16 protein-coding genes, 1 tRNA gene and 1 pseudogene are annotated in these 12755 nt (G+C 62.1%); 9 read left to right on the plus strand and 9 right to left on the minus strand.

Translation table 11 applies throughout. The annotated features are described in order from the left end of the window. The first annotated feature begins 92 nt into the window (after positions 1–92). The 3 genes from ACWUI7_RS09460 to ACWUI7_RS09470 all read left to right on the plus strand — a co-directional run bounded on the left by ACWUI7_RS09460 (position 93) and on the right by ACWUI7_RS09470 (position 1995). Positions 93–662 (plus strand): DUF7110 family protein, encoded by a 570-nt coding sequence (locus ACWUI7_RS09460; RefSeq protein ID WP_496641972.1) that lies wholly within the window; start codon positions 93–95, stop codon positions 660–662. A gap of 65 nt (positions 663–727) precedes the next feature. Next, a complete protein-coding gene (locus tag ACWUI7_RS09465) occupies positions 728–1444 on the plus strand; it encodes a diphthine--ammonia ligase (RefSeq protein WP_496641973.1) in 717 nt (238 codons plus the stop codon). Between the two features lie 71 nt (positions 1445–1515). Then, on the plus strand, positions 1516–1995 hold the full coding sequence (locus ACWUI7_RS09470; RefSeq protein WP_496641974.1) for a hypothetical protein: 480 nt from the start codon (positions 1516–1518) through the stop codon (positions 1993–1995). Between the two features lie 22 nt (positions 1996–2017). On the opposite strand, the gene ACWUI7_RS09475 is transcribed toward ACWUI7_RS09470, so the two are convergent. Then, on the minus strand, positions 2018–3271 hold the full coding sequence (locus tag ACWUI7_RS09475) for a Glu/Leu/Phe/Val family dehydrogenase (RefSeq protein WP_496641975.1): 1254 nt from the start codon (positions 3269–3271) through the stop codon (positions 2018–2020). Between the two features lie 101 nt (positions 3272–3372). On the opposite strand from ACWUI7_RS09475, the gene ACWUI7_RS09480 reads away from it, so the two are divergent. Next, positions 3373–3855 carry a MaoC family dehydratase gene (locus tag ACWUI7_RS09480; RefSeq protein ID WP_496641976.1) on the plus strand — a complete coding sequence of 161 codons (483 nt, stop codon included), beginning with the start codon at positions 3373–3375 and terminating at the stop codon, positions 3853–3855. Here ACWUI7_RS09480 and cyaB read toward each other — a convergent pair. Then, complete coding sequence (cyaB, locus tag ACWUI7_RS09485; protein WP_496641977.1) at positions 3852–4406, minus strand: class IV adenylate cyclase; 555 nt, start codon at positions 4404–4406, stop codon at positions 3852–3854. The genes ACWUI7_RS09480 and cyaB overlap by 4 nt on opposite strands. Before the next feature lie 92 nt (positions 4407–4498). Here cyaB and ACWUI7_RS09490 point away from each other — a divergent pair, with 92 nt between their 5' ends. Next, complete coding sequence (locus tag ACWUI7_RS09490) at positions 4499–5437, plus strand: FKBP-type peptidyl-prolyl cis-trans isomerase (RefSeq protein ID WP_496641978.1); 939 nt, start codon at positions 4499–4501, stop codon at positions 5435–5437. 85 nt (positions 5438–5522) lie between these two features. Continuing rightward, a complete protein-coding gene (locus ACWUI7_RS09495) occupies positions 5523–5780 on the plus strand; it encodes a DUF8049 family protein (RefSeq protein ID WP_496641979.1) in 258 nt (85 codons plus the stop codon). 34 nt (positions 5781–5814) lie between these two features. On the opposite strand, the gene ACWUI7_RS09500 is transcribed toward ACWUI7_RS09495, so the two are convergent. The 5 genes from ACWUI7_RS09500 to ACWUI7_RS09520 form a co-directional block, all read right to left on the minus strand. Continuing rightward, positions 5815–6492, minus strand: a complete 678-nt coding sequence (locus ACWUI7_RS09500) for an RAD55 family ATPase (protein WP_496641980.1) — start codon at positions 6490–6492, stop codon at positions 5815–5817. A 50-nt stretch (positions 6493–6542) separates the two neighbouring features. Then, a complete protein-coding gene (locus tag ACWUI7_RS09505) occupies positions 6543–7283 on the minus strand; it encodes a nucleotide-binding protein (protein ID WP_496641981.1) in 741 nt (246 codons plus the stop codon). A 77-nt stretch (positions 7284–7360) separates the two neighbouring features. Further along, positions 7361–7735, minus strand: coding sequence for a YlbF/YmcA family competence regulator (locus ACWUI7_RS09510; protein ID WP_496641982.1), 375 nt, complete (start codon positions 7733–7735; stop codon positions 7361–7363). Positions 7736–7804: 69 nt separating this feature from the next. Further along, positions 7805–8257 (minus strand): RNA-binding domain-containing protein, encoded by a 453-nt coding sequence (locus ACWUI7_RS09515; RefSeq protein WP_496641983.1) that lies wholly within the window; start codon positions 8255–8257, stop codon positions 7805–7807. Beyond that, positions 8254–8853, minus strand: coding sequence for an AAA family ATPase (locus tag ACWUI7_RS09520; protein WP_496641984.1), 600 nt, complete (start codon positions 8851–8853; stop codon positions 8254–8256). Before ACWUI7_RS09520 ends, ACWUI7_RS09515 begins: the two co-directional genes overlap by 4 nt. A 101-nt stretch (positions 8854–8954) precedes the next feature. Between ACWUI7_RS09520 and ACWUI7_RS09525 the strand changes: the two genes are divergently transcribed. From ACWUI7_RS09525 to ACWUI7_RS09535, 3 genes are all read left to right on the plus strand, one after another. Continuing rightward, positions 8955–9029: transfer RNA gene (locus ACWUI7_RS09525), tRNA-Arg, on the plus strand. A 154-nt stretch (positions 9030–9183) separates the two neighbouring features. Continuing rightward, positions 9184–9963, plus strand: a complete 780-nt coding sequence (locus tag ACWUI7_RS09530; RefSeq protein WP_496641985.1) for a DUF6498-containing protein — start codon at positions 9184–9186, stop codon at positions 9961–9963. A 698-nt stretch (positions 9964–10661) separates the two neighbouring features. Next, positions 10662–10793 carry a rubrerythrin-like domain-containing protein gene (locus tag ACWUI7_RS09535; protein WP_496641986.1) on the plus strand — a complete coding sequence of 44 codons (132 nt, stop codon included), beginning with the start codon at positions 10662–10664 and terminating at the stop codon, positions 10791–10793. A gap of 38 nt (positions 10794–10831) precedes the next feature. Here the strand turns inward: ACWUI7_RS09535 and ACWUI7_RS09540 are convergent. Together ACWUI7_RS09540 and proS are read right to left on the minus strand one after the other, a co-directional pair. Next, a pseudogene (locus ACWUI7_RS09540) lies at positions 10832–11040 on the minus strand (helix-turn-helix transcriptional regulator); the annotation flags it as partial. 28 nt (positions 11041–11068) lie between these two features. Next, positions 11069–12544 (minus strand): proline--tRNA ligase, encoded by a 1476-nt coding sequence (proS, locus tag ACWUI7_RS09545; RefSeq protein WP_496641987.1) that lies wholly within the window; start codon positions 12542–12544, stop codon positions 11069–11071. Positions 12545–12755: the final 211 nt, after the last annotated feature.

Genomic DNA, 12755 nt, shown 5'->3' on the forward strand with positions numbered 1-12755 from the left:
AGGTCCTATAAACCTACGGCGCGTACGACGGAGTAGAACGGTCGATTCCACGCCGCGCCGCGACGGCCGGTTCGATCCCCACCCAGCACATCATGACAGGCCGCGTGTTCCGACTTCACTCGACGCTTGAACTGCCACTCGAAGACGTAGAGGCGTACTTCGATGAAGACCCCGACCTTCCGGCCGCCATCGACGGCATCGACATCACGCGAAGAAACAACACGCTGATCATCAAGGCGCTGTCCGAAGACGAGAGCATCAGCAAGTACACCCCAACTGCCCAGCTGAAAGCGTCGGTTACCGAGACGCGGGTGTACGAAGAAGAGCCGCCGCGGGCCGGCGGTCCGCAGTGGATGGACGACGAAGAAGAAGAGATCCCCTCAGAACTCGTTGAGTTCGCTTGTTTCAAAGGCGACAGAGAGACCGTCCTTCAGAACACGGCGCTGCAGTATCCGATGTTCGTCGTGCTCAAAGAGCTGGCCACGCGCGCCGAGAAAGGCACGCTTACGGCTATCACCGAGATCGACGGCGAACTCGAGGCTACCCGTATCGTCGAGGGTGAGTCCCGCCCAGCGAGTATCGAAGTCGTCGAGAGCCCGCAGGGCACAGGCGACAGCGATAACGGCGTAAACTGGCGCGACAACGAGTTCATCTCGGATTGAGCCCACTGTACGCACCCCCGGGTGCATTTCCTCGAGGATTTAACCGACGGCGCGCTAGATAGCTCATGAGCGACGATTGGGTAAGCCTCTTTTCAGGCGGTAAAGACTCGTCGTGGGCGCTGTATCGCGCACTCGAGCGTGGACTTGACGTCTCACAGCTCCTGACGGTCCACCCCGCGGGTGATTCGTACATGTACCATACCCCAGCGACGGAGCTAGCACCGCTGGCAGCCGAAAGCATTGGCATCGACCTCGTCGAGGTCGAACCTGACGACTTCGGTGCGGACGATGTTGACGACGCAGGCGCTCAGGGTGATGCCGAAGTAGCGCCACTTGAGGAGGCTGTCTCAGCAATCGCGTCCACTGCGGGCGTGTCTGTAGCAGGTGTCACTGCGGGTGCTGTCGAGAGCGAGTTCCAGACGAGCCGCATTCGCGCTATGTGTGACCGCCTTGATGTCGACCTATTTGCGCCGCTGTGGGGCAGAGACCCGGTCAAGCTCGCTGAGTCCATGCTCGCAGCCGGCTTCGAGATACAGATCGTGCAGGTCGCCGCCCACGGTCTCGACGAGTCGTGGCTCGGTCGCCACTACGACAGAGACACACTCGATGCGCTGATCGAACTCCGCGACGCGTACGGCGTCCACCCGCTCGGCGAAGGCGGCGAGTTCGAGACGTACGTGGTCGATGGTCCACACATGGACCGACGTATCGACTTCTCCGCCGATCCGGTGTGGGAGGGGGACAGAGGCCACCTCGTGGTGACGGACGCCACGCTTGAGTGAGCCAGGTGCCAGCCGAGTTGACCGGCACCACCTGTGTCACCTTTTATGAAGTCTCGACCGAATCATCATGTATGGAGTTCGACCAATACTGTGAGGCGGTCGCCGAGAACCGGTTGTCCGCCGGATTCGAGGTTGTCACAGAGACTGAGTTGCTTGGCCGCGTGTGGCACGCGACCGACGAGGACCCGACCGTCGGCGACATCTCGCTTTTCACCGCAGTTATCGACGCACGGGAGCACGGCCCAGACGAGGTCACCGAGGCTGCCGATGCGTTACGCCACGTAGTCACAGAGCATACGAGCCCGGACAACGGTGCGACACCGATCGGCTACTTGGTGCTTGTCGTCCCCGATCCGTCATCAGACGTCGTCGACGCGGCCACATCGCACACGGTCGCTGAGCGTCGGACGAACGTCTTTCCACTGGTGTACGATGCGACGAGCGAGACGCTCCACACGCACCCGGTTCCACGGTTGAAGGGGCGTGGCATCTATCGCCGGCAGATCGACGACGCGGCGCGACTTTTCGAGCCATCGGCCGACGAAGCCTGACCGGCCACGACCTGCCGCGGGCTCACGGCCAGTTTCCGCCCGCTTCGTACGCTCTGATGACTCGGGAGAGTCCCACGATGTACGCGGCCGTCCGGAGATTGGGAAGTGACGCTGACTCGTACGTCTCGACGAGCGTGTCGAACGCCTCTGTGATGATCCGTTCGAGGGTCTCGACGACGCGTTCTTCGGTCCACGAGAAGCGCTGCCGATTCTGTACCCACTCGAAGTACGAGACCGTCACCCCGCCGGCGTTAGCGAGAATGTCGGGAACGACGACGACGTCTCGATCGGTGAGCACGTCGTCAGCACTCGGCGTGAGTGGACCGTTGGCGGCCTCTACGATCACGTCGGCTTCGACCTCGACAGCGAGCTCCGCGTCGATGGCGTTCTCGAGTGCCGCCGGCACGAGTAGGTCGACGTCCGTAGTCAACAGCGCTTCGTTGGTGATCGAGGTCGCATCGTCGTAGCCAACGACACTTCCCGTCTCAGCCTTGTGGTCTTTGACCGCTCTGGTGTCGAGCCCATCCGGATCGTAGATGCCACCGCTCGAGTCGGAAACGGCGACGACTGACATCCCGAGATCCGCAAGTAGCCGTGCCGCGATGGCACCCGCGTTACCGTACCCTTGGACTGCGGCCGTCGCCCCGTCGACGTCGCGGTCGAGCCACGCAAACGCCTCGCGGGCGGCGAGCATCGTCGACCGACCGGTCGCTTCGACGCGGCCTGCACTCCCACCTGAGCCGGGAGCCTTCCCCGTGATCACACCTGGGGCGGTCGTGTTCTCGAGGGTCTCGTAGGTGTCTTTGATCCAGTTCATCTCTCGTTGACCGGTGTTTACATCCGGTGCTGGAACGTCCCGGTCGGGTCCGATGAATGGCCGCAGTTCGGTCGCGAACGCCCGCGTCACGCGTTCGATCTCGGCCGCAGAGTAGTCGGCAGGGTCGATCTCGATACCACCTTTGGCGCCGCCGTAAGGAATGTCGACGACTGCACACTTGTACACCATCCACCCGGAGAGCGCCTTCACCTCGTCGCGTGTGACGTTCGGGTGGTACCGAATCCCGCCTTTGTACGGACCGCGGTCGCCATTGAATTGTGACCGATACGCTCGAACGGTGTCGAGTGAGCCGTCGTCGCGTTCGAACGTCAGATTCGTCTCTAACACCCGTTCCGGAGACTTCAGTCGCTCGAGTACCCCGTCGTCGACGTCGAGGTGTGCGGCCGCGTCGTCGATCTGTTCTCGAAGGCTTTCGTACGGATTCGTCTCCCCACTCATACAGAACTGTTTTTGTCCCCTGAGTTAATCCTGGCGCATCCGGAAGGGTGGACACGAATCGGGTCGACACGCATATGTGCCGACCGAGAGTTCGGTGAGCTGTGACGGGACGTTACTACGACGAGTTCACCGTCGGCGAGACGATCGAGCATGGGCGCCGTCGGACGGTGAGCGAAGCCGACAACCAGCAATTTTGCGATATGACGATGAATCAACAGCCGCTCCACCTTGATGCGGCGTTCGCCAACGAGACCCAGTTCGGTGAGCGGCTCGTCAACGGCCTCTACACCCTGTCGCTCGCGGTTGGACTCTCGATCCCAGAGACGACCGATGGAACCATCATCGCCAACCTCGGATACGGTGAGATCGAACATCCCGCTCCCGTCTTTCACGGCGACACGATCCGCGCGCAGTCAACCGTCGTCGACAAGCGTGAGACGAGTGACGGAGAGCGCGGCATCGTCACGATGCGTGTCGAAGCGTTCAAACTCTCCGACGAGGGTGAGGACGAACTCGTCTGTTCGTTCACGCGAACGGCCCTCTCGTTGAAGCGGCCCGACGACGCGGCGGACCGACCCGACTAGTCGTCATCCAACAGCAACCCGAGATACGACGTGGTAACCTGATCGTCGACGTTGAGTCCGAGCCGCGTGAGTGTCTCGACGGCAGCCTCACGAGTCTCGTCGATAGCGTCTTCTTTCTCGACAGCACGCTCAATCTCGATGAACTCCCCCACCTCAGAGACGGCGTCGAGGGTGATGGTGAACCCCTCGAGTGTCCAGTACTCGCGCCGCTTCTCGACGGTGGCAGCCGGCTCGAACCCCAGGCAGTCGAGAACGTCGGCCAGTTCGGTAGCCTCGGCAACAGCGGTTTCGTGTTCCACACGCGTCTTCGACGCCTCATCGAGGCGCGGCCCCTTGTACGTGAGCCGTGTTGACGTGTTGTTCGACTCCTCTTCGTCATCTGTCTCGTGTCGGATCCGGAGTGCTTCGTCCGTCTCTGCGAACACTCGATGTGGCGCGTCGTAATACACGTCGCGCTGTCGGCGACGCCCGCGTCGGTCGGCGCCGGCGTCGGCCAGTCGCTCCCGGATGGCATCGACGGACGCTGGAATCTTGATCTCGACTTCGTACACGCGAGTCTGCACGTGTGGGGCCCGCAAAAGCCCACCGGCAGGGCTTCGAACCGAACCGTGCGCCTTAAGAGTACAACGGGTGATATTCGGCTATGAGCGACCAGGAGCAGGCAGAGACGGCTGCTGATGCCGAAGATGCCAGCGTCGAGACGACCGACGAAGAACCGGAGTCGACCGGACTCGGCGACGGCGACTTCGTCCGACTCGCGTACACGATCCGTACAGCCGACGACGGCGAGGTCATCGATACCACAGACGAGGAGACCGCAGCGGAGGCGGCTATCGACACCGACGAGTACGAGTTCGAGCCGCGGATCGTCACGCTTGGTGCTGGACACGTCTTCCCGTCCGTTGAAACCGCACTCGAGGGCGAAGAGCCGGGCGATACCGGGACCGTCGACGTGCCTGCAGCCGATGCCTTCGGCGAGTACGATCCTGAAGAAGTCGAGACGGTCACGGCCGACAAGATCGACGACGACGACAAGTATCCCGGCGCACAGATACAGATCGACGGTCGTCAGGGACGCCTCGAGACGATCATCGGCGGCCGTGCCCGTGTGGATTTCAACCACCCCCTGGCCGGTGAAGACCTCGAGTACGAGTACGAGGTGCTCGAAGTCATCGACGACCGAGAAGAGCAGGCTGCGGGCATGCTTGGCGTCTATCTGCAAGAAACTCCCGCGGTCCGAATCGAGACCGTCACCGAGACCGAAGAAACGGTGCTCGAAGACGACGAAGGCGACGAGACAACCGAGACCGAAGAGGTTGAAAAAGACGTCCTCTACGTCACTGCAACCCAAGCGATGCAGATGAATCAGCAGTGGATGTTCCAGAAACAACAGATCGCGCAGGACCTCATGGGCCGTCTCGATCTCGACCGTGTCGTCGTCGAGGAAGTCATTGAGGGCGGCGGCATGGGCGGACTCGGCGGAATGATGGGCGGGATGGGTGGTGCCGGCGACATCGAAGACGCACTCGAAGACATCGACGTCGACGCCGATGAGATCGCCGCAGAGCTTGACGAAGAGTAACTTCGCCGACGCAGACTATCACGACTGGCTAAATCGGTGCTGAGACGCCGCGTCGAGACACCAACGACACCGACCCGCGTCAGCTATGAAATTCGAACGCGCTCGTGACGATCTCCTCGTGGCTGTGACCGGTGCAGGGGCGACTGTCCTGCTCGCGCTCGTCTCGAAGGGCGTTCCGAACATCACGGTTGGAACCGTCGAATCGATCGCACCACTCGGGGTGTACGCTGCGTATCGGTTCTCACGCAAAGGTGGACCGTACGGCGACCTCGACACGGCACGGAACTGGGCGGTTCTCACCGGCATTGTCGGTGGCGTCGCGTTCTTACTGGCCGCGATATGACCTGAGCAGCGGCTCGAGACCGTCAATGCGGAGTTCACGCGATATCGCGGCTCGTATCCACGACGATTCGGTCAGTGAGTGTGAGTTTAATCGGAGCGTCAAGCGCGCCGATCCCCCGCGCTTTCGGTACGGCAAGCCGGTTCTCCACGGTCGCGTCCGTGACTGTCGTCTCAAGTCGAATGACGACGTCGGCAACCTGCTCTGTGAGCAAGCGACACTTGGACCGCGGCTCGTCGGTCGTGAGCGCGTGGATCAGCCCAAGTCCATCGGCTTTAGAGACTGCGGTGTCGAGTGAGCACAGCAGCGACCGGTATCGTGGTCGGGCCGCCGCTTCCAACGGGCCAACCGAGTCGATCACTACCGCTCCGCCGCTCGGGATCGACCGAATCTCCCGACGGACGCTCGCAGGGGGGTCGTCTTGCTCCGTCATATCGAGGATCTGGGTCGGTGTTGCTCCATCGGTCGTCGGTTCCTCAAGCCAACGGGCGACCGAGTCAGCAGGTCTGACGGTCGTCAGGTACCGCGTCTCGTGAACGGCGGCAAGTGCACGTACGAGCAGTTCCGACTGGCTCGCTGGGTCGGCTGTCAGTGCCACCACGCTCCCGGCTGGAACGCCGCCGCCGAATTCACGATCGAGTGCCGGAAGTCCTGTGGATCGTCGGTCATCTGCAATCGGTGACCGTCGACCCGGTTGAACCGACGGCTCGGACACGGTGGTGTCTTGTTGTCGACGCCGGAGTGAGCTTCCGCGTCTGTGTTCTCTCACGCGACGTGCCATTGTTCGTCACCGTACGTGACACATAATCTGCGGGCGATGACGTCGTATGCTGACTGCACAGACTGGTTCGACAGCGGTGTTGGCGGGCGTTCGGGAACGTGTCCGAGCACAGGACACTCAAACAGTGACTCGACTGCACTCGGCGGCGATTCGGTTCGGACCACGACGGCACCCACCGGCGGGCAGTCCAACCGACGGGCGAAGGCCGCTGTCTTTACCGCGTCGTACAGCGCAGCCCTTCGAAGCGGAGTCACCAACACACAGCTGTCCGCTGCGCGGAGCGGAGCCGCTGCATCAGGAGACACCCCGGCTGGGCAGTCGACGAACAACGGCGACGACGGGGAAACAAGCGTGTCGAGCGTCTCGAATATGTGTGTCGGTTCGGCGTTGGCTCCCGGACCGGGTGCGTCGAGATACGTCGGAGTCGAACGCTCAACGGGAACCCGTTTCCCGTCAGCAACGGCGTCAAGCACGCTCGTTTCTCCTGGATCGAGAGGTGCTGTCGGCTGTGTCAGTCCATTGGTGTCCCTCGCGGGTTGGTCTGCATACCGTTTCGACTCCGCGAGCGACTCAGCGGTCTCGCTTGCCACAGCTGCGAGGTTCGGGAGGTCCCAGTCAGCGTCGGCGGCGACGACTGATGCGCCGCGTCTCGCGAGTGCACGGGTGAGCCCGACCGTCGTGGTCGTCTTGCCGCTTCCCCCTTTACCACCGGTGACAGCTATCACAAGCCGTCTGTGTCGTTCCCGTAGATAAGTTGTCGGGTTGTGTGCCGCTGCGAGCAGGCCACACAGCAGATCTCGGTTTAATCCTGACAGCAGCCGCCGGCTTCACCACCGAAGTCGACGGCAAGCGGCTCAGAGATAGCCTCGTTGACCGCCTCAAGCGTCTCAGTAAGCGTGTCTTGTGCGTCAAGGAACTCACGCATGACGGGCATCGAGTGGAGCTCCTCTTGAGCGTTCTGGACGCGGTGAAGGTCCGACTGGGTCGCATCACCAGTCTGGCGGGCCTGCATGAAATCGGCGCGGAGCTGCTCGAACTCGTCGATCTTCGCCTGGACGGCCGTGTCGCGCTGAACCGCCTCTCGCGCCTCCTCAAATCGCTCGTACTCGGCCGTTTGAGCGATCTGTTCGCCGAGTTCTCGTCCGCGCTCTTCTAACGGGGCAACTTCGATACTCATACCGACGGTTACGAGTCGACGCGTTTCAACCTGCCGGAGGGAAGCACACCTCCTACTGAGAGAAGGTATTCAGCGCTCACCCGCGGCGGGATCAGGTCGTTCGCCGTACGTTCGAACGGGATCGATCGGCTGGCCATCGTCGGTCGCGGGCGCGACGTAGTCAATAAACGCGTCGACGTCTGGCTCGCGGACCTGCACGTCGACGTGTATGTCGCCGAGTGCATCCGGCTCGCCGACGGCAAAGTTGACGACGCCTTCGAACGCCGCCTGCTTTTTTAGATCGAACGAGAACCCCGATTCGGTCGCGTTCTGCGTGAACACGCGGCGGGCGGTATCCAGAATTTCTTGCTCGTAGAGCACGTCGGCGAAGGCGTCGAGTGTGTGTGTCGTTGCTCCCATCCGGCTGTCCTCGTGGACGGGTTCGGCGTCTGGAAAGACGTTTTGTACCGCATCGGCGACCCTGTCTGTCACCTCCGTGTCGTTGACCGGCGTCTCGATCCGAACGTCGACACTGTAGATCACGACTGCCCCCCACCGGCCGGCTCTGTGCGGTCGGCCCCGGCTTTCGGCGCGTCGGTGCTGAGGACCGCACGGACCTGGTCGCGGAACGACGCGAGCGAACCGGTGTTGTCGATCACGACGTCGGCTCGTGCCATCGTCTCATCGAGGCCGAGATCGATCTCACGGGCATCGCGCTCGCGGAGCCCTGCGAGGTCGGCATCGGAGCTGTCGCGACCGCGGTTGCCGAGTCGCTCGGCCCGCAGCTCGAACGGGGCGCGAACCGCGAGAAGCGTGAACGACTCGCCAAATGCCTCGCGGAACCGCTCAAGCTCGACCATCGAGCGGAGGCCGTCAACGACTACGACGTCACGATCACTCTCGCGGGCTGCCTCCCGGATTTGCGGCAGCGTCCGGGCGGCAATTGCGTCCGCGCCCTCCTCCTCGCGTAGCACGCCGGCGATTCGGCCGTGATGTTCAGCCGGATCGAGGTCGCGCTCTCGGCACTCCTCGCGGATCACGTCACCCATCACGACGATCGGGACGCCAGCCGCCTCGGCGACGGCGGCCGCCTCGCCTTTGCCGCTTCCTGGCAGTCCCACCGTGCCGATGACTTTCATCGCCAAGTGCTACTGGCGTCGAAGACTTAGGCCTGCTGTTGCACGGTGGCCTCGGCATAAACCACGAGCGTTTTTACCGGTCCACCCGGAACGAGTGGTGAGGGCACGTAGCTCAGCCAGGATAGAGCGTCGGACTTCTAATCCGACGGTCGTGGGTTCGAATCCCATCGTGCTCGTTCCTCACTTCGTTCGTCACTCGGCCGATGCACCCTCGCTCCCGCGCTAGCCGACAGCACAGGCACGCGACCGAAGCTTTCAACCGCACTTGGCGCGGTGTGTGCCACACACCCGGCGAATGATCTGTACACCTGACACGTCCGGAGGACAGCCATGCCACTGGTGACCGATACACGGTGGTCGCTGTCAGACGCTATGGTGCTCTCGATTCTCATCGCAAACGGGATACCGACTGTCGGATTACTCGCGTTCGACATGTCAGCAGCCGCATTGCTGGCGTTCTACTGGCTCGAACTCGGTGTGGTGTCGATGTGGGCGACAGTGCGGGCGGTGTTTGCCGGTAAGCGCCCTGAGAACGAGAACGGCCGCTCAGCGTTTAGCAGTCGCCAGTGGACAACGCTGCGGGTCATCCGTGCGTGGCTGCCACGGTGGGACGAGAGCGATGATCCATCCTCGTCGGAGCGCTCGTGGCGGGCGCGGCGGATCCGGATTCCACGGACCGATGTCGGGGTCTACCTCGGGACAATCCCGGCGCTCGTGGTGATCGTTCCGATGCTCGCAGTATTGTGGCTCGGCTACGGTGCGGTCGTTGCCGGCCCGGTCGTCGCGGCGACGAACGCAACCGACACCCCGGCATGGGTTCTCACCGGTGCTGGCGTCGTCTTCGTAAGTGAAGGCGGTCAGACGGTGGTCGATTACTTTATCGGTGGCGGCTACCGCGACACCTCGGCGTATAGTGCAGTCAAAGGTATCTTCTGGCAGGGATTTCTGCTCGCGGGCGTTGGATTGTTTGTATTGTTGGTTGCGTACGAGTTCGCAGACGGCAGGGCGGTCAGCATTGAGGCCGCTGCCAGTGGTCCGCTCATTGTCCTCGCCGTCGCATGCAAGTTCTTGATCGACCTTGCGCGGTACTACCGTCACCAGTCGCGTTGAGAACACTACCGCCCAATACGGCGACTCACGACACTCCTACTGACAGCATCCCGGTTTCTCATCGTGGCGCGCGCCTCGCAGGTCGCCGAAGGCGTGCCTGCGAGCGCGTGCGAGGGATGAGCGAGTCGCCCGTGGGCGACGAGTGAATCGGTTGGGGAGGGTGTGGCTGAAAGTTGTGTCCGGGTGCCGCGGAGTCGTCGCAGTATCATAGCAATCGACACACTCGTATCGAATCGGCTGGGGAGGGTGTGGGTGAAAGGGGCGTCCGGGTGCCGCGGAGTCGTCGCAGTATCATAGCAATCGACACACTCGTATCGAATCGGCTGGGGATGGTGTGGCTGAAAGGAGCGTCCGTGTGTCGCGCAATCATTCTGCTCACACAACCACTACCATAGACGTACAGAATCGGCTGGGGAGAGTGTAGCTCCGTAACGTCCGGGTGTTGCGTGAGCGTGGTTTGTCCACTGCTCATATTGCCATTGTCGATTGTCCTTATGGCGATGATATATCACCGCCGCCGGTCGTATCCATCACGAGTCTGTCGTACCACGAGACGAGGCACGGACACGACGAACACGTCACAGCGACTCCTCTCGGTGAGCAGTGATCGAATGTGTACCGTCGCCCCTGACGCTGACTAATCGATATTAACAATATAACGGCTGTCGTTATGTCTTTAGAAAACATACGTCTGACGTATGCGCCCAACGTGTGTAACAGACGAACGAACAGTGTACGAATGTTTAGATTGTGGTACTCGAGTCGAGTCGGCAGGGCGGTGTGAGTGTGGCGGTGAGCTGTTGAACCTCAGTCGGTCTCGAGACCTGTGAGAGCGCGGTGAATCTCACGAGCACAGCTCTCGTGACGATCACGGCTCTGGCTCGTCGCCTTCTTCCTCGGGGAGTGAGAGCACGCTCTCCCGACCGAGCCTGAACCCATCTAGTCTGCCGTCGTCTCGGAGCCCCGTGACGACTTACTGGTCTTTGCCGCCGTCCAGTCGAGCTCCGCTGCAACCTGTCCCTGTTTCATTCGTCCGCCCTCGCGCTCAAGCAACCGGAGAACACGTTTCGCACTGCTCGATGTGCTGGGACGCTCGCACGTAACCTCAGTACGACTTCGCGAAGTACGCGGTCCGCTCTGCGGGGGCATCACACATCGCACATGTCTCGTCGTGGTCGTCGGTCACGAGCGGGTCGTCGGACTTGAACGGCACCATGACGATCTCGGCGGCCATCGGCTCTTTGATTGGCTCTTCACACGCCTCGTCGCCACACCACGGCGTCTTCACGTACCCGCCGTGTTGTCCGAGAGTGCCGAGTATGTCGGCGCGGTCGTCGGCCTCGCGGACGGCCCCATCGAGTGTCGATTCGGCGGCCGCGTAGAGCTTTGCGTACACCTCTTCGAGATGTGACTCCACCGCGGTGTCGACCTCGGCACGGGCTTCGACTGTGCGCTCGCCGTCTGGTCGGTGGACGACGGTGAGTTCCTCGTCTGTGACCTCGTTTGGACCGATCTCGATCCGGAGCGGAATCCCGTTGAGCTCGTGTTCGTTGAACTTGAACCCGGGATTACGCTCGTCACGGTCGTCGAGGTCGACACGGATGCCAGCCGCCTCGAGGTCCGCGGTGACGGCCTCGGCGTACGAGAGGACGTCAGATTTCGTGTCCTCCTGCCAGATGGGGACGACGACGACCTGCGTCGGTGCCACCGTCGGCGGCAAGACGAGCCCCTGCTCGTCGGCGTGGGTCATGATCAGCGCACCGAGCGCTCGCCAAGAGAGTCCCCACGACGTCGTGTGCGCGGTCTGTTTGACCTCGTTTGTGTCCGCGTAGGTGATGTCGAACGCCTCCGCGAACGACTGGCCGAGGTGGTGTGAGGTCGCGCCTTGGACCGACTTGCCGTCGGGCATGAGCGCTTCTACCGTCGTCGTCGTCTTCGCGCCCGGGAACGTGTCGTGGTCGGGTTTCTGGCCGCGGAGCACGGGTATCGCGAGGCAGTCTTCGTACACCGACTCGTACTGATCGAGCCGCGTCAGCGTCTCGCTCCAGGCGTCTTCGGCGGATGCGTGTGCGGTGTGGCCCTCCTGCCAGAGGAACTCTTTCGTCCGGAAGAACGGCTTCGTCTCCGTCGCTTCCCACCGAACGACCGAACACCACTGATTCACTCGCAGCGGGAGGTCACGGTGGCTCCGGACCCACTGTGAGATGTAGGGCGTGATTATCGACTCAGAGGTCGGTCGCACCGCGAGGCGTTCGTCGAGTGCGGCGGTTCCGGCTTCCGTCACCCACGCCACTTCGGGGTCGAATCCCTCAACGATGTCCTTCTCGCGCTCGAGATACGACTCAGGGATAAACAGCGGAAAGTAGGCGTTCTGTACGCCCGTCGATTTGAACTTTGCGTCGAGAAATCCTTGAAGTCGCTCCCAGACCGCGTACGCTCGCGGGCGGGTGACGATGAATCCGCTCATACCCTCGGGACCGTAGTCGGCGAGTCCGGCCTTCTGTACGACCTCGGCGTACCACTCCCCGGTGTTGTGCGATTTGGACTCGGTGATTCCGAGTTCCTGATCGTCGTCGCTCATTGTTCCTCAAAGCGAGAGTCGCGGGCTTAAAACGTCCGAAGGCGCGCGTCAACCTGCGATACTCACGACGAACCACACGCACGAGGAACTACACTCACGATGAACTACACACATCACACAGCTACGGCCTATCACCACTAGTATACGACAGGCCACCCCCCAGTGGCTGTGCAAGCGACGGATCAGCAATATCGATGTCCCGTCCTTCCGC

The sequence above is a fragment of the Halorubrum orientale genome (assembly GCF_059623105.1).

Coding starts and splice junctions, on each gene's coding strand:
- ACWUI7_RS09460 (WP_496641972.1), top strand. CDS start 93: ATGACAGGCCGCGTGTTCCGACTTCACTCGACGCTTGAACTGCCACTC.
- ACWUI7_RS09465 (WP_496641973.1), top strand. CDS start 728: ATGAGCGACGATTGGGTAAGCCTCTTTTCAGGCGGTAAAGACTCGTCG.
- ACWUI7_RS09470 (WP_496641974.1), top strand. CDS start 1,516: ATGGAGTTCGACCAATACTGTGAGGCGGTCGCCGAGAACCGGTTGTCC.
- ACWUI7_RS09475 (WP_496641975.1), bottom strand. CDS start 3,271: ATGAGTGGGGAGACGAATCCGTACGAAAGCCTTCGAGAACAGATCGAC.
- ACWUI7_RS09490 (WP_496641978.1), top strand. CDS start 4,499: ATGAGCGACCAGGAGCAGGCAGAGACGGCTGCTGATGCCGAAGATGCC.
- ACWUI7_RS09495 (WP_496641979.1), top strand. CDS start 5,523: ATGAAATTCGAACGCGCTCGTGACGATCTCCTCGTGGCTGTGACCGGT.
- ACWUI7_RS09510 (WP_496641982.1), bottom strand. CDS start 7,735: ATGAGTATCGAAGTTGCCCCGTTAGAAGAGCGCGGACGAGAACTCGGC.
- ACWUI7_RS09520 (WP_496641984.1), bottom strand. CDS start 8,853: ATGAAAGTCATCGGCACGGTGGGACTGCCAGGAAGCGGCAAAGGCGAG.
- ACWUI7_RS09530 (WP_496641985.1), top strand. CDS start 9,184: ATGCCACTGGTGACCGATACACGGTGGTCGCTGTCAGACGCTATGGTG.
- ACWUI7_RS09535 (WP_496641986.1), top strand. CDS start 10,662: ATGCGCCCAACGTGTGTAACAGACGAACGAACAGTGTACGAATGTTTA.
- proS (WP_496641987.1), bottom strand. CDS start 12,544: ATGAGCGACGACGATCAGGAACTCGGAATCACCGAGTCCAAATCGCAC.